This is a genomic window from Amycolatopsis sp. 3B14, from assembly GCF_050958625.1.
In the GTDB taxonomy this organism is placed as follows: Bacteria; Actinomycetota; Actinomycetes; order Mycobacteriales; family Pseudonocardiaceae; genus Amycolatopsis_E; species Amycolatopsis_E thermoflava.
In genome coordinates this window covers 35475-53995 of record NZ_JBHZEN010000004.1, presented here as the reverse complement: position 1 = coordinate 53995, position 18521 = coordinate 35475, and the positions used below count along the sequence as shown (strand labels likewise).

The window sequence follows — 18521 nt, the reverse complement described above, 5'->3', positions numbered from 1 at the left end:
GCCGGCGCGGTGGGCGCCCCGTGGGTGCCCGGCACGTGAGCCGGTCACAAGCGAGGGCGCTTCAGGTTCGTCTTCCGTAAACTCAGGGTGAGATACCCGCCGTAGGAGTTCGGAGGTGAGGCGTGCCCAGCTCGGAGGAGCGTCGCTTCGAGGTCCTGCGCGCCATCGTCGCGGACTACGTGTCGACCCACGAGCCGGTCGGCTCCAAGGCGCTCGTGGACCGGCACAGTCTCGGCGTGTCCAGCGCGACGGTGCGCAACGACATGGCGGTGCTGGAGGAGGAGGGGTACATCACCCAGCCCCACACCAGCGCCGGCCGCATTCCCACCGACAAGGGCTACCGGCTCTTCGTCGACAAGTTGTCCGAGGTCAAGCCGCTGAGCCCGGCCGAACGGCGGGCCATCATCAGCTTCCTCGACGGGGCGCTGGACCTGGACGACGTCCTGCGCCGCTCGGTGCGGCTGCTCGCGCAGCTGACCAGGCAGGTCGCGGTCATCCAGTACCCGACGATGTCGAACTCGTCGCTGCGCCACCTGGAAGTGGTGCCGCTCACACCGGCGCGCCTGATGCTGGTGATCATCACCGACTCCGGACGGGTCGACCAGCGCACCGTCGACCTCGGTGACGTGATGACCGAGGAGAACGTCGCCCGCATCCGCGAGATGCTCAACGCGGCCCTGGCCGGCCGCCGCCTCACCGACGCGGCCACCCGGGTCACCGAACTGCCCGACCAGGCGCCCGGCGAGCTGCGCGACGCGCTCGTGCGGATCTGCACGCTGCTGGTCGAGCACCTGGTCGAGCACCCCGAGGAGCGGCTGGTCCTCGGCGGCACGGCGAACCTCACCCGCAGCGTCGCCGACTTCCCCGGATCGCTGCGCCAGGTGCTCGAGGCGCTCGAGGAACAGGTCGTGGTGCTCAAGCTGCTCGCCGCGGCGCGCAACCCCGGTGCGGTCACCGTTCGCATCGGTGAAGAGAATGAAGACGAGCAGATGCGCAGCACCTCGGTCGTGTCGATCGGCTACGGCAAGAACGACATGCTGCTCGGCGGTATGGGTGTGGTCGGTCCGACGAGGATGGACTACCCCGGCACGATCGCCGCGGTGCGCGCGGTGGCCAACTACGTGGGGCAGATCCTGGCCGGCGGCTAGCCAGGGCGATGCTTGTCTAGGAGGACGGTTCAGAAGGTGGCCAGGGACTACTACGGCATCCTCGGGGTGCCCAAGAACGCGAGTGATCAGGAGATCAAGCGCGCCTACCGCAAGCTCGCCCGCGAGCTGCACCCCGACGTCAACCCGTCCGAGGACGCCCAGCACAAGTTCAGCGAGGTCACCACGGCGTACGAGGTCCTGTCGGACCCGCAGAAGCGCAAGATCGTGGACCTCGGCGGCGATCCGCTGGACAACGGGGCCCGCGCCGGTGGTGGCGGCGGCGACCCGTTCGGCGGGTTCGGCGGTCTCGGCGACATCATGGACGCCTTCTTCGGCGCGGCCACCGGCGGCGGACGCGGGCGCGGCCCGCGCAGCCGCGTCCAGCCCGGCTCGGACGCGCTGATCCGGATCAGCCTCAGCCTCGAAGAGTGCGCGACCGGGGTCGACAAGGAGATCACCGTCGACACCGCGGTGCTGTGCGACCAGTGCCACGGCAACGGCACCGCTCCCGGCGGCACCGTGAAGACCTGCGACACGTGTGGTGGGCAGGGTGAGATCCAGTCCGTGCAGCGGTCCTTCCTCGGCCAGGTCGTCACCTCGCGGCCGTGCCCGGTGTGCCGCGGCTTCGGCGAGGTCATCACCGACCCGTGCCGCCAGTGCGGTGGCGACGGCCGGGTGCGTGCCCGCCGTTCGGTGACCGCGAAGATCCCGGCCGGTGTCGGCGACGGGATGCGGATCCGGCTGTCGGCCCAGGGCGAGGTCGGTCCCGGTGGCGGCCCGGCGGGCGACCTCTACATCGAGGTCGACGAGGAGCCGCACGAGGTGTTCGTGCGCGAGGGCCACGACCTGCACTGCAACCTGCGGATCCCGATGACGGCGGCCGCGCTGGGCGCGACGGTGCCGCTGGAGACCCTGATCGACGGCGAGTACGAGCTGTCGGTGGACCCGGGCACCCAGTCGGGCACCGAGCTGGTGCTGGCGGGGATGGGTATGCCGCGGCTGCGCTCGTCCGGGCGGGTCGACGGGCGGGGCGATCTGCACGTCCACGTGGACGTCACGGTGCCGACCAAGATCGACGAAGCTCAGCGCGAGCTGTTGCAGCAGCTGGCCCAGCTGCGCGGCGAGGAGGCCGGGGTGACGTCCAACGGGCGGCACCAGGGCGGGCTGTTCTCGAAGCTGCGCGCCAAGAGTCACAAGTAATGCCGTCCACCACGCCGCCGGTCTTCCTGGTCGAGGAGCTGCCGGCGGGGCCGCGGTTCGTGTTGTCCGGCGAGGAGGCCCGCCACGCGGCGACCGTGCGGCGCATGCGCGCGGGGGAGCGGCTGGTCGCCTCCGACGGCCGCGGTTCGGCCGCGGAGTGTGTGATCGTGGAGGTCCGTCCGGGCCGTGAACCGGTGCTGGACCTGGAGGTTTCCCGGCGGTGGACGGAGGCCGCGCCCGCGCTGCGGGTCGTGGTGGCGCAGGCGCTGGCCAAGGGCGACCGCGGCGAGCTGGCCGTGGAGCTGGCGACGGAGGCGGGCGCGGACGAGATCCTGCCGTGGCGGGCCGAGCGCAGCGTGGTGCGCTGGGAGGAGGGCCCGCGCGGGGCGAAGGCGCTGGCCCGCTGGCAGAACACCGCGCGCGCGGCGGCCAAGCAGGCCCGGCGGGCGTGGGTGCCGCCGGTGCGCGAGCCGGTGAGCACGGCCGAGCTGGCGGCGGTGGCGGCCACAGCGGCGTGTGCGGTGGTGCTGGAGGGCAGTGCTTCGCGGCGGCTGACCGAGCTGTCGCTGCCCGCCGCCGGGGATCTGCTGCTGGTGGTGGGCCCGGAAGGCGGCATCACCGACGGCGAGGTGGACGCGCTGACATCGGCGGGTGCGGTCGGGGTCCGGCTGGGCCCCACGGTGCTGCGCACGTCCACCGCGGCCGCGGTGGCCCTGGGCGCCCTCGGTGCGATGACTTCCCGCTGGGACTGACCGTCACGCGCTGTCGTCGCCGGACCGGGCGAACCGTGGAGCCGGTCATCTCCGCGGAACATCACGGAAACCGCACCGCAAGCGGCTCAACGGCTGATTCGCGTACCGCCCGTCTTCGAAACCTGGAAAAAATTGGGTGTCGACTGTGGCGCACCGGGCATCGCACCCATTACCCTGACCCACACGACACCTGGGGTCGCCCCCGGGTGCCCAAAGCCCCGCCGGACACCTCCCCCCTCGGTCCGGCGGAGCCGCGGAGGCGGTGGAGCGACCCCCAGGCTCCACCGCCCCGCGGCGTCTACCGCGAGTCGCGACTTCCCTTGCGCCACCGCACTTCCCGCACGCGATAGGGTTCGCCGCATGAGTGATGCCGAGACGCTGTTCGAACGGATCATCGCCGGTGAGATCCCGAGCGAGAAGGTGTACGAAACTGAAACGACTTTCGCGTTTCGGGATATCCAGCCGCAGGCTCGCGTGCACGTGCTCGTGGTGCCGAAGAAGCGTTACCGGAATGTCGGCGAGCTGGCCGCCGCCGATCCGCAACTGCTCTCCGACGTGCTGACGACCGCCGCGAAGGTCGCCGAACTCGAGGGCATCGCCGAGTCGGGGTACCGCGTGGTCTTCAACACGGAGAGTGACGCCGGCCAGACCGTCTTCCACGTGCACGCGCACGTCCTGGGCGGGGAACAGCTCGGGTTCTTCGGGCGGCTCGCGAAGTAACCGACTGCGCGCGCCCCGCCCGGCCCGCTAGCATCGATGGGGTAAGCAGGAAGAGAGCAGCGGAAACGCAGAAGGCAGGCCCGAGGACACTTGGCCGGAACCGCACAGGGTGGAGCCGCCCGATCGGACGTTCCCGAGAGCGCCGGGGACGTCACTGAGACCACCGGAACCGCACGGAGCACGCGCAGCGCCCAGTCCCGGTTCCCCATTCCGGACGGCGCGGTGCTGACGCTGCTCGGATCCCGCGACGAGAACCTGCGGGTGGCCGAGGAACTGCTGGCCGCCGACGTCCACGTCCGGGGCAACGAGGTCACCCTCACCGGGGAGCCCGCGGACGTCGCGTTCGGCGAGCGCGTGTTCGCCGAACTGGTCGCGCTGGCCGGGCGCGGCCAGCAGGTCGGCCCGGACACCGTCCGCCGGACCGTCGGCATGCTGTCGGCAGGCGGCGCGGAGTCGCCTGCCGAGGTGCTCAGCATGGACATCCTGTCCAGGCGCGGCCGCACCATCCGCCCCAAGACGCTGAACCAGAAGCGCTACGTCGACGCCATCGACAAGCACACGATCGTGTTCGGGGTCGGCCCGGCCGGCACCGGCAAGACGTACCTGGCGATGGCGAAGGCCGTGCAGGCGCTGCAGGCCAAGGCGATCACCCGGATCATCCTCACCCGCCCCGCGGTCGAGGCCGGGGAGCGGCTCGGCTTCCTGCCGGGCACGCTGTCCGAGAAGATCGACCCGTACCTGCGGCCGCTGTACGACGCGCTGCACGACATGGTCGACCCGGACTCGATCCCGCGCCTGATCCAGGCCGGCACGATCGAGATCGCCCCGCTGGCCTACATGCGCGGCCGCACCCTCAACGACGCGTTCATCATCCTCGACGAGGCGCAGAACACCACGCCCGAGCAGATGAAGATGTTCCTCACCCGGCTCGGCTTCGGCTCGAAGATCGTGGTGACCGGCGACATCACGCAGGTCGACCTGCCGACCGGGCAGAAGTCGGGCCTGCGGGTGGTGCGTGAGATCCTGGAAGGCGTGGAAGACTTGCATTTCGCCACGCTGACCAGCTCCGACGTGGTGCGCCACCGGCTGGTCGGGGACATCGTGGACGCCTACGAGAAGTGGCAGGCCGAGCAGGACGCCGAGCGCGGCACCGGCACCGGGAACGGCTGGCGGGGCCGGCACTGAGCATGACCATCGAGATCGCGAACGAGTCCGGCGTCGCGGTGGACGAGACGTCGATCGTCTCGGCTGCGCGCTTCGCGCTGGACCGCATGGAGGTCAGCCCGCTCGCCGAGCTGTCGGTGGTGCTGGTGACCCTGGACGTCATGTCCGACCTGCACGAACGGTGGATGGACCTGCCCGGTCCCACCGACGTCATGGCCTTCCCCATGGACGAGCTGGACGCCGCCCGCCGCCCCGACGCCGGTGACCCGTCGCCCGCGCTGCTCGGCGACATCGTGCTGTGCCCGGCCTTCGCCAGGGACCAGGCCCGCACCGCCGGTCACTCGCTGCTCGACGAGCTGCACCTGCTGACCGTGCACGGTGTGCTGCACCTGCTCGGCTACGACCACGCCGAGCCCGCCGAGGAGCGCGAGATGTTCGGGCTGCAGAAGCGGATCCTGGCCGACTTCCAGGCCGCGGTCGCCGAGGCGCGGCGCCGCGACGCGCAGCGCACGGCCGACGACCGGCTGCTGGGGGCCGCGGGCCTGGACGGCCCCGCCGACGCCGAAAGCTGAGGCGGCCGGAGATGGCGAGTTCGGCCGCTCTCCTGGTGATCGCCGTGGCGCTGGTGCTGCTCGGCGCGGTCCTGGCGGCCGCCGACGCGGCGGTGAGCACCGTGTCCAAGGCCCGCGCCGAGGGGCTGGTCCGGATGGGCCGCCCCGGCGCCCGCCAGCTGGCCATGGTGATCGACGAGCGGCGCAGGCACATCAACCTGCTGGTGCTGCTTCGGCTCGGCTGCGAGCTGACCGCGACGGTCCTGGTCACCGTCGTGTTCCTGCGCTGGATCAAGCCCGAAGCGCTGGCGCTGGTGGTGGCCGCGCTGGTGATGGTGCTGGTCAGCTACGTCCTCATCGGCGTCGGGCCGCGCACCATCGGCCGCCAGTACCCCTACCGCGTGGGCACCGTCATCGCCTGGCCGGTGCGGGTGCTCGGTTCGGTCCTCGGGCCGCTGTCCCGGCTGCTGATCATCATCGGCAACGCGATCACCCCCGGCCAGGGGTTCCGGGAAGGCCCGTTCACCACGGAAATCGAGCTGCGCGAGCTGGTCGACCTGGCCGAGGAACGCGGCGTGGTGGAGCCGGGCGAGCGGCAGATGATCCACTCGGTGTTCGAGCTCGGCGACACGGTGGCGCGCGAGGTGATGGTGCCGCGCACCGAGATCATCTGGATCGAGCAGACCAAGAGCGTCCGGCAGGCGCTCGCGTTGTCGCTGCGTACCGGGTACACCCGGCTGCCGGTGATCGGCGAGTCGGTGGACGAGATCGTCGGCGTGGTCAACATCAAGGACCTGGTCCGGGCGCAGCTCGAAGGCGGCGAGGCCAAGCCGGTGTCGGACCTGATGTACCCGGCGAGCTTCGTGCCCGACTCCAAGCGCCTGGACGACCTGCTGCGGGAGATGCAGGTGTCGCACAACCACCTGGCGATCGCGGTCGACGAGTACGGCGGCACCGCGGGCCTGCTGACCATCGAGGACATCCTGGAGGAGATCGTCGGCGAGATCACCGACGAGTCCGACCTGGAGGAACGGCCGCCGGTCGAGCACCTCGACGACCGCACGGTCCGGGTGTCCGCGCGGCTCGGCGTCGGCGACCTGGGCGAGCTGTTCGGACTGGAGCTGGAGGACCACGACGTGGAGACCGTCGGTGGTCTGCTCGCGCAGCGGCTCGGGCGGGTGCCGCTGCCCGGCGCCGAGGCCGAAGTGGACGGCCTGCGGCTGCACGCCGAGGGCGGCAAGGACCGCCGCGGCCGGATGCGGATCACGACCGTGGTGGTGCAGGCGGAGAGCGACGAGCTGGCCGGACGTAGGGTGCGTACCGGTAACGGTGACCACGACGAGGCCGACAGGAGTGTGGACCATGCCTGAGCTGGACCCGGAGGACGAGAAGATCGTCATCCTCGCCCGATCCGCGCGGGCGCGGAACTCCGCCGCCGAGGGCGCCGCGGTGCGCGACACCGACGGCCGCACCTACGCGGCCACCACGGTCGACCTGCCCTCGTTCAAGATCACCGCGTTGCAGGCGGCGGTCGCGGCTGCGGTGTCCAGCGGGGCGGAGGGCCTGGAGGCGGCCGCGGTCGTCACGGCCGAGCCGTTCGTGGCCGAGGCGTCCGTGCAGGCCGTGCGCGACCTGGCGAAGACGGCGACGATCCTGCGGGCCGATCCGTCCGGAACCGTGCAGGAAGTCCTGTGACCCACCGCTCCGGTTTCGCCTGCTTCGTCGGCCGTCCCAACGCCGGCAAGTCCACCCTGACCAACGCGCTGGTCGGCACCAAGGTCGCGATCACCTCGAGCAAGCCGCAGACCACCCGGCACGCCATCCGCGGCATCGTCCACCGCGACGACGCCCAGCTGGTCATCGTGGACACGCCCGGCGTGCACAAGCCGCGGACCCTGCTCGGGCAGCGGCTCAACGACGTCGTGCGCGAGACATGGTCCGAAGTGGACGTCGTGGGGTTCTGCGTGCCCGCCGACGAGAAGGTCGGCCCCGGCGACCGCTACATCGCGAGCGAGCTGCGCAAGGTCGCCAAGCGCACCCCGGTCATCGGGATCGTCACCAAGACCGACGTGGCCAAGCCGGAGCAGATCGCCGAGCAGCTGCTGGCGCTGCAGGACGTGCTGGACTTCGAAGAGCTGATCCCGGTGTCCGCGGTGGACGGTTTCCAGGTGAAGCAGCTGGAGGACCTGCTGGTCGCGCGGCTGCCCGAGGGCCCGCAGCTCTACCCGGACGGCGACCTGACCGACGAGCCGGAGCAGACGCTCGTGGCGGAGCTGATCCGCGAGGCGGCGCTGGAGGGTGTGCGCGACGAGCTGCCGCACTCCATCGCGGTGACCGTCGAGGAGATGCTGCCGCGCGAGGACAAGCGCGACCTGCTCGACATCTACGCCACGGTGTACGTCGAGCGGCCCAGCCAGAAGGGCATCATCCTGGGCCACCAGGGCGAGCGGATGAAGGCCGTCGGGGCGCAGGCGCGGCAGCAGATCCAGAAGCTGCTGGGCACCAAGGTCTACCTCAACCTGCACGTGAAGGTCGCCAAGGACTGGCAGCGCGACCCGAAGCAGTTGCGACGCCTGGGTTTCTGACCGGTTCCGCGGCCCCCACCGGAGCACCGGGTACGCTGCCGCCCGACGTGATCCACTCCGAGGGGGAGACGCAGTGACCAATCCCTATGGTCAGCCGCCGGGGCAGCAGCCCTACGGGCAGTACCCGCAGACCGGTCCGCAGCCCTACGGCCAGCCGTCCGGCGGGTTCCAGCAGCCGTACGGCCAGCCTGGTCAGCCGCAGCCCGGTTACCCGGCGTACGGGCCGCCGCAGGGTTATCCGGGCCAGCCCCAGTACGGGCAGCCCCCGTACGGCCAGCCCCAGTACGCCGGCATCCCGCCGATGCCGGGCCAGGCGCACATCGTCGTGCCGGGGTCGCAGATCCAGTTCCGGCACACGCCGCCGCTGGTGCTGGCGACGATGGGCAGCCGGTTCCTCGCCCGGGTCGTGGACGGGCTGATCATCGGTGTGCCGCTGACGATCCTCGTGCTGATCCTGCAGCTCGCCGTGCTCGCCGGTGACCCGAGCACGTGGTGGATCCTCCTCCTGTTCCTGCCGCTCACCTCGCTGTCCGTGCTGGTGTACGAGGGCGCGATGCTCGCCACGCGTGGCGCGACGGTCGGCAAGAACGTGGCGGGCATCCGGATCGTCACCGAGCAGTCGGCGGGACAGCCGGGCGCCGGGATCGGCGGCGGGCCGGCCTTCACCCGGCTGGCCACGATGGTGCTGCCGGGCCTGATCCCGTGCATCGGCGGTCTGGTCGAGCTGCTGGTGGTGCTGTCGCCGTTCTTCGACGAGCAGGCGCGCCAGGGCTGGCACGACAAGGCCGCGAAGACTTACGCCATCTCGACGAAGGCGCTGTACTGAGGTCATGGGCGAACGGTCGTGGCGGAGCGTGCGGGTCACGCCCGCCGTGGCCGCCGCCGGTCTCGCGGCCGGGGTGGCGCTCGGCACCGGCGTGCTCCGGATCCCGTGCTGGTTCCACGCGCTGACCGGCCTGGACTGCCCGTTCTGCGGCGGCAGCCGGGCGCTGGGCGCGTTGTTGCGCGGCGATGTGGCCGGGGCCCTGTCCTACAACGCGTTCGCGCTGGTGGTGCTCCTCCCCCTGGCGATGGCCACGCTGGTCGCGGCGGTCCGGTGGGAGGCCGGGCTGGCTCGCCGGTGGTGGCCGCCTGGCGCGCGGGGACGGTGGCTCACGCTGTCCGTCGCCGGTGCCGCGCTCGTGTGGTGGGTGGGGCGGAACCTGCCGTTCGCGCCGTTCACCGGGTTGTCCGCGTACGCGTGAGACCATGGAGACGTGAGTCTTTATCGCGACACCGGCGTGGTGCTGCGGGTCCACAAGCTGGGTGAGGCGGACCGCATCATCACCTTCCTCACGCGGCGGTACGGCAAGGTCCGGGCCGTCGCGAAGGGGGTGCGCCGCACGACGTCGCGGTTCGGGGCGCGGCTGGAGCCGTTCGGGCACGTCGACGTGCAGTTCTACACCGGCCGCACCCTGGACGTGATCACGCAGGTCCAGACGGTCGACGCGTTCGCGCTGCCGCTGGTGGGCGACTACCAGCGCTACACGGCGGCCAGCGCGATCGCCGAGACCGCCGACCGGCTCACCGTCGAGGAGGGCGAGCCGGCGATGCGGCTGTACCTGCTGGTCGTGGGGGCGTTGCGGGCGCTGGCCGACGGCCAGCGGGACGCCTCGCTGGTGCTGGACGCGTTCCTGCTGCGGGCGATGGCGTTCGCGGGCTGGGCGCCGGCGATCACCGAGTGCGCGCGTTGTGGCCTGCCCGGCCCGCATACCGCGTTCAACGTGCAGGCGGGTGGCCTGCTGTGCGGCAACTGCCGCGTCCCCGGGTCGGTGCACCCGGCGCCCGAGGTGCTGGTGCTGCTGGAGTCGCTGCTGCACGGGGACTGGGACGTCGCGGAGGCCTCGGTCGCCGGGACCCGGCGGGACGCCAGCGGCATCGTGGCCGCTCACCTGCAGTGGCACCTCGAACGGCAGCTGAAGTCGTTGCCGCTCGTCGAGAGGCGTGCCAAGGAGCTCCAGCCGGGCAAGTAGGGTCGGAAGCCGCAACCCGAGGCAGTGGGAGGATCAGGTGCGGCTCAAGGCACGTGCGGCGAGTTCGGCTGCGGTGGAACTGCGGGCCCCGGACCCGCACCCGTCCGGTGCGAAGCCGCCGGCGATCCCCGCCGAGCTGGTGCCGAACCACGTCGCACTGGTCATGGACGGCAACGGCCGCTGGGCCAACCAGCGTGGCCTGCCGCGGATCGAGGGGCACAAGCGCGGCGAGGCAGTGATGATCGACGTCGCCAGTGGGGCGGTCGAGCTGGGCGTCAAGTGGCTGTCGGTGTACGCGTTCTCGACGGAGAACTGGAAGCGCAGCCCGGACGAGGTGCGGTTCCTGATGGGCTTCAACCGGGACACCATCCGCCGCCAGGTCGACTACCTGGGTTCGATCGGCGTGCGGATCCGGTGGGCGGGGCGCGCGCCGCGGCTGTGGCGCAGCGTCATCAAGGAGCTGCAGGCGGCCGAGGAGAAGACCAAGCACAACACGCTGCTGAACATGACGATGTGCGTGAACTACGGCGGCCGCGCGGAGATCGCCGACGCGGCCCGCCAGGTGGCGCGGCTGGCCGCCGAGGGCAAGATCAACCCGGACAAGGTGGACGAGCGGATGCTCGCGAAGTACATGTACCAGCCGGAGATGCCGGACGTGGACCTGTTCCTGCGGCCCTCCGGCGAGCTGCGGACGTCGAACTTCATGCTCTGGCAGTCGGCCTACGCGGAGTTCGTCTTCCAGGACACGCTGTTCCCGGACTTCGACCGGCGCCAGCTGTGGGCGGCGTGCGAGGAGTACGCGCGCCGGGACCGCCGGTTCGGCGCCGCGGTGGACGCGGCGAAGGGGGCGTCGTGAACACGGAGGCGGCGGACACCGCGGAGCTGCTCAGCCGGGCCAGGGAGGCGCTGGAGACGTACCTGGAGGTCCACGTCGACGACGACGGTGCGTTGACGTTCTCCCACAACGGCGTGCCGTGCGTGATCCAGTCGACGCAGCTCGCCGAGGGCCTCACGGTGCTCAGCCTGACCTGCGTGGTGGGCTGGGACCTGCCCGACGACCCGGCCTTCGCCGCGAAGGCGGCCGAGCGCGCCGGACAGGGCCTGTTCGGGACGCTCGGGGTGCAGCACGCGGAGCGGGGGCTGGACCTGACGCTGCGGTACGCGTTCCCCGCGCAGGGGCTGGAGATCTCCGCGCTGGGGACCCTGCTGATGCTGGTGGTCTCGACGGCTTCACAGCTGCGTGCCGAGCTGACCTAGGCTCAGCCGGCTGCGCGCTTGGTTGCCCGGCTGGGCGGTTGGGCGGTTGCCCGGTTGGGCGGTGCGCGGCTGGGCGGTTGGGTGGTTGGGTGGTTGTCTGGCTGGGGTGCGCGGCTGGGTGGTTGCTTGGCTGGGCGAATGCGCGGCTGGGCGGTTGCCTGGCTGGGTGGTTGCTTGGCTGGGCGAATGCGCGGCTGCGCGGTTGCCTGGCTGGGCGGTGCGCGGTAGCGCAGCCCGGCCAGCCCTTTCATCGCTCCGGGTTTCACCCTGCGGTGCTCCAAGCCCGCAGCTCCAGGCTGCGGCGCTCCACCGCCCGACACCCCCCACCGCGCTTTCCGCCACCCTGCGTTCCCGCCACCCGCGTTCCAACCCCGGGCAACCCCGCCACCCGGCGTTCCCAAGGTCCGGCCTTCCTGCCGCCCGGCGTTCCGGCCGCCTGGCGTTTCGGCTACCCGACGTTCGGGTCGCCCGGCGTTCCTGCCGGAACCTCCGGCGTTCCCATCGCCGGTTTCCGGCCGCCCGGCGTTTCGGCTACCCGGCGTTCCTGCTGCCCTGCGTTCCCGCCGCCCTGCGTTCCCGCCACCCGCGTTCCAACCCCGACTGCCCCGCCACCCGGCGGTCCCACGGTCCGGCATTCCCATCGCCCGGCGTTCCCGGCTCCGGCCACCCAGCCGTCCCGCGGGCCTGATGTCCCAACCCCAGACCGCCCTGCCGCCCACCACCCGCGACTCACCAACCCACCCACCTCCGCCCCACCGCCACCTCACCAACCCACCACTCGCACCCGCACGACTGGTCACTTCGTGTGCCTCAGCGCACGAGACGGCCCACTCGTCGACCCAACCGGCGCATCCTGAAGCCGGTGCCTGGCAGTATCGGCCCGGTGAGCGAAGTACTGGACCGGACCGAGCCCGAGGGCACGCGGCGTCGCGGGCGGATCACCTCCATCGAGGTGCTCTGCGCCCTCCTCGTCGTCGCCGTGCTCGGGCAGGGCTGGCTGCGCGACGTGCTCGACGTGCCGGCCCTGCGGACCGGCTCCACGGTGTTCGTCGCGGTCTGCGTGCAGGCCCTGCCGTTCCTCGTGCTCGGCGTGCTGATCAGCGGGGCCATCGCGGCGTTCGTGCCTGCCCGCGTCCTGCGCCGGGTCATCCCGCGCAACCAGGCGGGCGCCGTGGGCGTCGCGGGGCTCGCCGGGGTCGCCCTGCCCGGCTGCGAGTGCGCGTCCGTCCCGGTGGCGCGCCGCCTCATCGGGCAGGGGGTGGCGCCTGCCGCCGCGCTCACCTTCCTGCTCGCCGCCCCGGCCGTGAACCCCGTCGTGCTCGTCGCCACCGCGGTCGCGTTCCCCGGGCAGCCCGAGATGGTGCTCGCCCGGTTCCTCGCCTCCTTCGCGACCGCCGTCGTGATGGGCCTGCTGTGGGCGAAGTGGGGCAAGCTCGACTGGATCGTCCAGCGTGCCCTCGAGCGCCTGCCCGACGGCGGCAACCGGTGGCGCACGTTCACCGAGACCGCCCGGGCCGACCTGGTCGAGTCCGCGGGGTTCCTCGTGCTCGGCGCCCTCATCGCCGCCACCATGAACGTCCTGGTGCCCGCGGCGTGGTTCGAGGTTCTGAGCAACCAGATCGTGCTGGGCGTGCTCGTGATGGCGGTCCTCGCGGTGGTGCTCGCCCTGTGCAGCGAGGCCGATGCGTTCGTGGCCGCCTCGCTCACCGCTCTGCCGCTGCTGCCGCGGCTGGTGTTCCTGGTGGTCGGCCCGGCCATCGACGTGAAGCTGTTCGCCTTGCAGGCGGGCACCTTCGGGCGGTCGTTCGCGGTACGGTTCGCCCCGGTGACGTTCCTCGTGGCGACCGCCTGCGCGGTGATCGTCGGGGTCCTCGTCCTGGGAGGTGCGAGATGATCCAGCAACAGCCGCGAACCGGGCTCGCCGTCGCGTCGGCAGCGCTCGGTGCCGTCGGGATCGTGATGGCCATGTCGGTGTGGGTCACGTGGGCGTTCGTCCGGCCGCGGGCCGGGGACGCGCTGCCGTCACCGCTGGTCGTGGTGCTCACGTTGGTGCTCGGCGCGCTGTGGGTCCTGATCCTGGTGCTGGCAGTGCTGGCCGTCCTGTTCGGCGTCCTGGGCCGCGACGCCGCGGGCGGGCTGGCGCGCGCCGGGATCGTGTTCGGGTCGCTCGCCGCGTTGCTCGCGCTGGCCGGCGCCGTCGCGTTCGTGGTGTCCGCGGCCGACTGGCTGACCGTCGTCCCGGCACGGTAGGGGAGGAACCCGGTGCGTCGCGAAACGCAGAACATCCTGCTGGTGCTGCTCGGCGGGGCGCTGTTGAAGATCGGCGTCAACGGCGACTACCTGCGCTACGTCAAACCCGCCCAGCAGCCGTGGGTGGTCGCCGGGGGAGCGGTCATCCTGCTGCTCGGTGCGGTCGCGATCGTGCGGGACGTGCTGGAAGCGCGCCAGGCCAGGACGGTCGCCGCGGGCCACGACCACCACCACCCGGCGCGTTCGGCGTGGCTGCTGGTCGTCCCGGTGCTGGCGGTGTTCCTCGTCGCGCCGCCCGCGCTCGGTTCCGACTCGGTCATCCGCACCTCGGCGGGCGCGCCCCGTTCGGCCGTCGCCCAGGACGCCGCCGCTTTCCCGCCGCTGCCGGCCGGCGACGTGGTGCCGCTGACCCTCACCGAGTTCGTGACGCGGGCGGGCTGGGATTCCCGCGGCTCCCTCAACGGCCGGACGGTCCGGCTGAGCGGTTTCGTCGTGCACGGCAAAGAGGGCGTGCTGCTGGCGCGAATGGTGATCCGCTGCTGCGCGGCCGACGCGGCGCCGATGACGGTCCGCCTGGCCGGCCCCCAGGCGGCCCGCTACCCCGACGACACCTGGCTGGAGGTGACCGGCCAGGTGGTCCCCGGCACGGCCGTCGCCGCCAACGGGTACACGCCCGACGTCACGGTCACCGCGCTCCGGCCGATCCCCGCACCCCAGGACGCCTATGAGTACTAGCCGGGTGAGGGGGCCAAACGGCGGGGCCCACCGCAACCACCAGGCTCCCGAGCGCACCCCCCGAACAGCACCAGCGTCAGCAGTTCGGCGTCCGCCAGCTGCCGGCACCGGCTGTGCCGTGGGGGTTACCCGTCTAGCCCAGGTCGGGCGGCTCGCCGCCGGTGTGCGCGAACAGCTTGTTCACGATCTTCCAGGTCCCGCCGATGCGTGCCAGCGACAGGTAGTCCAGGAAGGAGACCGTTCCCCAGTAGCCTTCCTCGGCCACGGTCACGAACGCCGCGTCGCCGGTCTGCTGCACCGAGAGGATCCGCGAACGGTAGTGCCCGGTGTCCGCCGGGGCGCTCGCGACCATCTCGGCCAGCTCCGAGATAGGAACGTCGTAGCGTTCGCCGCCCAAGGAGCCGAACATGCGGGCGTCCTCGTGGAAGGCCTCCCGCACCTTGTCGGCGTTGCCCGTCGCCTCACCGTCCAGGCACAGCTGGACGACCCGGCAGATCGCGTCGTAGTCGTCGACCGTCGTCGCGGTGGTTTCGCTGATTGCGTGAGCCATGCGTCGCCCTCCTCACCGGAGTCATCAGGAGGCGCAAAGAAAAAACGCTACGCCTCGACCAGGCCCGGCACCAGGCCGCGACCCGTCCCCGGCGGCGTGGCCCGGACCTAACTCCCCAGGCGCTTGGCGCAATCGGTGCAGGTGCCCACGATCTCGACGGTGTGCCGGATGTCCGAGAAGCCGTTGCCGGACGCGACCTTCTCCGCCCAGCGCTCCACCGCCGGGCCCTCCACCTCCACCGTGAAGCCGCAGTGCCGGCACACCAGGTGATGGTGGTGGTGCGTCGAGCAGCGGCGGTAGATCGCCTCGCCCGACTCGGTCCGCAGGACGTCGACCTCGCCGGCCTCGGACAGCGACTGCAGCGTCCGGTACACCGTGGTCAGGCCGATGCCGTCACCACGTTTGCGCAGCTCGTCGTGCAGTTCCTGCGCCGACCGGAAGTCGTCGACCTCCGACAGCAGGTCGACCACGGCCGCGCGCTGCTTCGTCGACCGGCGGCCGGGCACCGGGGCCCGGCGAACGTCGCTACTCGTCATGAACCCTCCTGGACGTGGGCCACCGCGTCCATCACGATGTGCGCAAGATGATCGTCGACGAGCCGGTAGACCACCTCACGGCCCCGGCGTTCACCCCGCACCACCCCGGCCGCCTTCAGCACCCGCAGGTGCTGGCTGATCAACGGCTGCGCCACGTCGAGCGCGTCCACCAGTTCGTGCACGCACCGGTCGGCGTCCCGCAGCTGCAGCACGATCGCGATCCGCACCGGAGCCGACAGCGCCCGCAACAGCTCGCCCGCCTCGGACAGCGTCGCCGCGGGCTGGGGCGGCGTCCGTGGCTTCAGCTCGTCGCCGGCGTGGACCTGGTCGGCGTCGTCGGGCAACCCGGGCAGCGCGGCGTCCGGACGAGCCATCGGCATAGCCATCTCCAGCCTCGAGTCGGTCGGTGTCACACCATCCTAGTGTCCAGCCGGTAGTGGTTGCCGTTATCGCCTCCCCGGGGGCCATGTCAAGCCCCGCGCCGGGCCGCGACGGCGGCCGGATACGCTGGACGGAACCGATAACCGTCCCCGCATCTGATGGAGAGCGTGGAGTGCCCGCCAACATTGAGACCGTCGTCAGCCTGTGCAAGCGTCGTGGCTTCGTCTTCCCGAGCGGGGAGATCTACGGCGGAACCCGGTCGGCGTGGGACTACGGACCGCTCGGCGTCGAGCTCAAGGAGAACATCAAGCGCCAGTGGTGGCGCACGATGGTCCAGAGCCGTGACGACGTCGTCGGCCTCGACTCCTCCGTGATCCTGCCCCGCCAGGTGTGGGTGGCCTCCGGTCACGTCAACGCCTTCAACGACCCGCTGGTCGAGTGCACCGTCTGCCACCGCCGCTACCGCTCGGACCAGCTGGCCGAGGACTACAGCGCGCGCACCGGCAAGGACATCTCCGAGGACGACCTGTCCGACGTCCCGTGCCCGAACTGCGGCACCCGCGGCCAGTACACGCCGCCGCGCGAGTTCAACATGATGCTCAAGACCCACCTGGGCCCGGTCGAGTCCGAGGAGGGCCTGGCCTACCTCCGTCCGGAGACCGCGCAGGGCATCTTCGTGAACTTCCTCAACGTGCTGACCACGTCGCGGAAGAAGCCGCCGTTCGGCATCGGCCAGATCGGCAAGTCCTTCCGCAACGAGATCACCCCCGGCAACTTCATCTTCCGCACCCGCGAGTTCGAGCAGATGGAGATGGAGTTCTTCGTCGAGCCGGGTGAGGACGAGCGCTGGCACCAGTACTGGATCGACCTGCGCACCGAGTGGTACACCGACCTCGGCATCAACCGCGACAACCTGCGCCACTACGAGCACCCGAAGGAGAAGCTGTCGCACTACTCGAAGCGCACCGTCGACATCGAGTACCGCTTCGGCTTCTCCGCCGGCCAGGAGTGGGGTGAGCTCGAGGGCATCGCGAACCGCACCGACTTCGACCTCACCACGCACTCCAACCACTCCGGCGTCGACCTGGCGTACTTCGACCAGGCCACGAAGGAGCGCTACCGCCCGTTCGTCATCGAGCCGGCAGCGGGTGTCGGCCGGCCGATGATGGCGTTCCTGCTGGACGCCTACCACGAGGACGAGGTGCCCAACGCCAAGGGCGGTGTCGACAAGCGGACCGTGCTCAAGCTCGACCCGCGGCTCGCGCCGTTCAAGGTCGCGGTGCTGCCGCTGTCCCGCAACGCCGACCTGACGCCGAAGGCGAAGGACCTGGCCGCCGCGCTGCGTCGCAACTGGAACGTCGACTTCGACGACGCGGGCTCCATCGGCAAGCGCTACCGCCGCCAGGAGGAGATCGGCACCCCGTTCTGCGTCACCGTCGACTTCGACACCCTGGAGGACCAGGCCGTGACGGTGCGGGAGCGCGACAGCATGCAGCAGGAGCGCGTGGCGATCGACAAGGTCGAGGCCTACCTCGCCGCCCGCCTCCCCGGCTGCTGATCCAGTCCGGCAAGAGCCCTGGTCACCCCGCGGTGACCAGGGCTTTCTTGTAGAAGAACGTCGTCGCTTTGAGCACCCCGGCCGGGTCGGCGGCGTAGTCCGGCACCGTCCCGGCCTCGGTCCACCCCGCCGCGGCGTACAGGCGTGCGGCGGGGCTGCCGGTTTCGGTGTCCAGCACCAGCAGCGTGATCCCGGCGTCGCGGGCGCCGCGCTCGGCTTCCGCGAGCAGCGCCCGGCCGAGGCCGCGGCCCCGCGCGTCGCGGTGCACCAGGAGTTTCGCCAGCTCGGCGCGGTGTGGCGCGTTCGGCAGCTGGGCGGGCCGGATCTGGACGGTCCCCACCAGACGGGGGCCGTCCCAGGCCGCCCAGACCAGGACGCGCCCCTCGGCCACGTCGCCCGCGAGCCCCTTCCACCAGGCCCCGGCCGACGCGGCGTCGAGCGGGGCCAGGAACCCGACGGACGCGCCGCCGTTCGTGCAGTCCGCGAGCACCTCGCCAAGGGCGGGTACGGCGGTGGCGAAGTCCGCGGGGGACAGTCGCGTGATCACGGCATCACCAGTACCAGCAGGTAGCGGGCCGGTTCCGGGCCGGAACACACGAACCGCGTCGGTCCCCACAGCCGGAACCGCAGGCAGTCGCCGGGTTCGAGCACGTGGGTCTCGCCGTCGACCGTCAGCTCCAGGCTCCCGTCGAGCAGCCACAGGTGCTGCTCCAGTCCCGGCACGGACGGCGCGTCGTACCGGATGTCGGCGCCGGGGCGCAGCGTGCCCTCGACGACCTCCGCGCGCAGTGCCGGGTGCGGCGGCGACACCGACCGCCGCACGAACCCGCTGTCCTCGTCGGTCCATACGCTCTGCGCGGACGCGCGCACCACCTGCGCGCCCTCGGCCTCCACCTCGGTCAGCAGGCGCGACATCGGGCGCTCGTAGACGGTGCACAACTTGCCCAGCAGGGACGCGGTCGGGCTGATCTCGCCGCGTTCCACACGGGACAGCGTCGAGCGGCTGATCCCCGAGCGGTCGGCGAGGTCGTCGAGCGACCAGCCGCGTTCGGCCCGCAGCTCGGCCAGGCGCGCGGCCAGGCGATCCTCCATGGTTCTCACATCAGAGACTGTATCCCAGAT

The 18521-nt window shown here is 71.6% G+C and carries 23 protein-coding genes; 18 read left to right on the top strand and 5 right to left on the bottom strand.

Going from position 1 to position 18521, the window contains the following annotated elements; genetic code table 11:
* Nucleotides 1–122 precede the first annotated feature (122 nt).
* The 17 genes from hrcA (at nt 123) to ACCP09_RS02840 (ending at nt 14374) form a co-directional block, all read left to right on the top strand.
* Nucleotides 123–1148, top strand: coding sequence for a heat-inducible transcriptional repressor HrcA (gene hrcA / locus ACCP09_RS02920; protein ID WP_017981227.1), 1026 nt, complete (start codon nt 123–125; stop codon nt 1146–1148).
* A 36-nt stretch (nt 1149–1184) separates the two neighbouring features.
* Nucleotides 1185–2348, top strand: coding sequence for a molecular chaperone DnaJ (gene dnaJ / locus ACCP09_RS02915; RefSeq protein ID WP_017981228.1), 1164 nt, complete (start codon nt 1185–1187; stop codon nt 2346–2348).
* Nucleotides 2348–3100, top strand: coding sequence for a 16S rRNA (uracil(1498)-N(3))-methyltransferase (locus ACCP09_RS02910; RefSeq protein ID WP_378332728.1), 753 nt, complete (start codon nt 2348–2350; stop codon nt 3098–3100). The genes dnaJ and ACCP09_RS02910 overlap by 1 nt, the downstream gene beginning before the upstream one ends.
* Nucleotides 3101–3460: 360 nt before the next feature.
* Complete coding sequence (locus ACCP09_RS02905; protein WP_433742985.1) at nt 3461–3820, top strand: histidine triad nucleotide-binding protein; 360 nt, start codon at nt 3461–3463, stop codon at nt 3818–3820.
* Between the two features lie 90 nt (nt 3821–3910).
* Nucleotides 3911–5005, top strand: coding sequence for a PhoH family protein (locus ACCP09_RS02900; protein WP_027931581.1), 1095 nt, complete (start codon nt 3911–3913; stop codon nt 5003–5005).
* Nucleotides 5006–5007: 2 nt separating this feature from the next.
* Nucleotides 5008–5556 carry an rRNA maturation RNase YbeY gene (ybeY, locus tag ACCP09_RS02895; protein ID WP_017981232.1) on the top strand — a complete coding sequence of 183 codons (549 nt, stop codon included), beginning with the start codon at nt 5008–5010 and terminating at the stop codon, nt 5554–5556.
* An 11-nt stretch (nt 5557–5567) separates the two neighbouring features.
* A complete protein-coding gene (locus tag ACCP09_RS02890) occupies nt 5568–6905 on the top strand; it encodes a hemolysin family protein (RefSeq protein WP_027931580.1) in 1338 nt (445 codons plus the stop codon).
* The gene (locus ACCP09_RS02885) at nt 6898–7230 is read left to right on the top strand and encodes a hypothetical protein (protein ID WP_027931579.1); all 333 of its coding nucleotides are present in this window, start codon (nt 6898–6900) and stop codon (nt 7228–7230) included. Before ACCP09_RS02890 ends, ACCP09_RS02885 begins: the two co-directional genes overlap by 8 nt.
* On the top strand, nt 7227–8120 hold the full coding sequence (gene era, locus ACCP09_RS02880; protein WP_020416609.1) for a GTPase Era: 894 nt from the start codon (nt 7227–7229) through the stop codon (nt 8118–8120). The genes ACCP09_RS02885 and era overlap by 4 nt, the downstream gene beginning before the upstream one ends.
* Before the next feature lie 73 nt (nt 8121–8193).
* Nucleotides 8194–8946, top strand: coding sequence for an RDD family protein (locus ACCP09_RS02875; protein WP_378332726.1), 753 nt, complete (start codon nt 8194–8196; stop codon nt 8944–8946).
* Nucleotides 8947–8950: 4 nt separating this feature from the next.
* Entirely contained in the window at nt 8951–9364 is a 414-nt protein-coding gene (locus ACCP09_RS02870; RefSeq protein WP_378362028.1) for a DUF2752 domain-containing protein, read from the top strand.
* A 12-nt stretch (nt 9365–9376) separates the two neighbouring features.
* Nucleotides 9377–10132, top strand: a complete 756-nt coding sequence (gene recO, locus ACCP09_RS02865) for a DNA repair protein RecO (RefSeq protein WP_026152973.1) — start codon at nt 9377–9379, stop codon at nt 10130–10132.
* A 37-nt stretch (nt 10133–10169) separates the two neighbouring features.
* Entirely contained in the window at nt 10170–10988 is an 819-nt protein-coding gene (locus tag ACCP09_RS02860) for an isoprenyl transferase (RefSeq protein ID WP_017981239.1), read from the top strand.
* Nucleotides 10985–11389, top strand: coding sequence for a hypothetical protein (locus ACCP09_RS02855; protein WP_017981240.1), 405 nt, complete (start codon nt 10985–10987; stop codon nt 11387–11389). The genes ACCP09_RS02860 and ACCP09_RS02855 overlap by 4 nt, the downstream gene beginning before the upstream one ends.
* A gap of 883 nt (nt 11390–12272) precedes the next feature.
* Entirely contained in the window at nt 12273–13283 is a 1011-nt protein-coding gene (locus tag ACCP09_RS02850; protein WP_433742979.1) for a permease, read from the top strand.
* On the top strand, nt 13280–13639 hold the full coding sequence (locus tag ACCP09_RS02845; protein WP_027931575.1) for a hypothetical protein: 360 nt from the start codon (nt 13280–13282) through the stop codon (nt 13637–13639). Before ACCP09_RS02850 ends, ACCP09_RS02845 begins: the two co-directional genes overlap by 4 nt.
* Before the next feature lie 12 nt (nt 13640–13651).
* Nucleotides 13652–14374 carry a TIGR03943 family putative permease subunit gene (locus ACCP09_RS02840; protein ID WP_433742977.1) on the top strand — a complete coding sequence of 241 codons (723 nt, stop codon included), beginning with the start codon at nt 13652–13654 and terminating at the stop codon, nt 14372–14374.
* Nucleotides 14375–14507: 133 nt separating this feature from the next.
* Here the strand turns inward: ACCP09_RS02840 and ACCP09_RS02835 are convergent, their stop codons facing one another.
* From ACCP09_RS02835 to ACCP09_RS02825, 3 genes are all read right to left on the bottom strand, one after another.
* Nucleotides 14508–14924, bottom strand: a complete 417-nt coding sequence (locus tag ACCP09_RS02835) for a nuclear transport factor 2 family protein (protein WP_027931573.1) — start codon at nt 14922–14924, stop codon at nt 14508–14510.
* Nucleotides 14925–15031: 107 nt separating this feature from the next.
* Nucleotides 15032–15460 (bottom strand): Fur family transcriptional regulator, encoded by a 429-nt coding sequence (locus ACCP09_RS02830; protein WP_026152974.1) that lies wholly within the window; start codon nt 15458–15460, stop codon nt 15032–15034.
* On the bottom strand, nt 15457–15840 hold the full coding sequence (locus ACCP09_RS02825; RefSeq protein ID WP_020416619.1) for an ArsR/SmtB family transcription factor: 384 nt from the start codon (nt 15838–15840) through the stop codon (nt 15457–15459). The genes ACCP09_RS02830 and ACCP09_RS02825 overlap by 4 nt, the downstream gene beginning before the upstream one ends.
* 173 nt (nt 15841–16013) lie before the next feature.
* On the opposite strand from ACCP09_RS02825, the gene ACCP09_RS02820 reads away from it, so the two are divergent.
* A complete protein-coding gene (locus ACCP09_RS02820) occupies nt 16014–17399 on the top strand; it encodes a glycine--tRNA ligase (RefSeq protein WP_027931572.1) in 1386 nt (461 codons plus the stop codon).
* A 22-nt stretch (nt 17400–17421) separates the two neighbouring features.
* Here the strand turns inward: ACCP09_RS02820 and ACCP09_RS02815 are convergent, their stop codons facing one another.
* Nucleotides 17422–17946 carry a GNAT family N-acetyltransferase gene (locus ACCP09_RS02815; RefSeq protein WP_431907086.1) on the bottom strand — a complete coding sequence of 175 codons (525 nt, stop codon included), beginning with the start codon at nt 17944–17946 and terminating at the stop codon, nt 17422–17424.
* Nucleotides 17943–18491: a helix-turn-helix domain-containing protein gene (locus tag ACCP09_RS02810; protein WP_123683313.1), complete on the bottom strand. Its 549-nt coding sequence runs from the start codon at nt 18489–18491 to the stop codon at nt 17943–17945. The genes ACCP09_RS02815 and ACCP09_RS02810 overlap by 4 nt, the downstream gene beginning before the upstream one ends.
* Between the last annotated feature and the right edge of the window lie 30 nt (nt 18492–18521).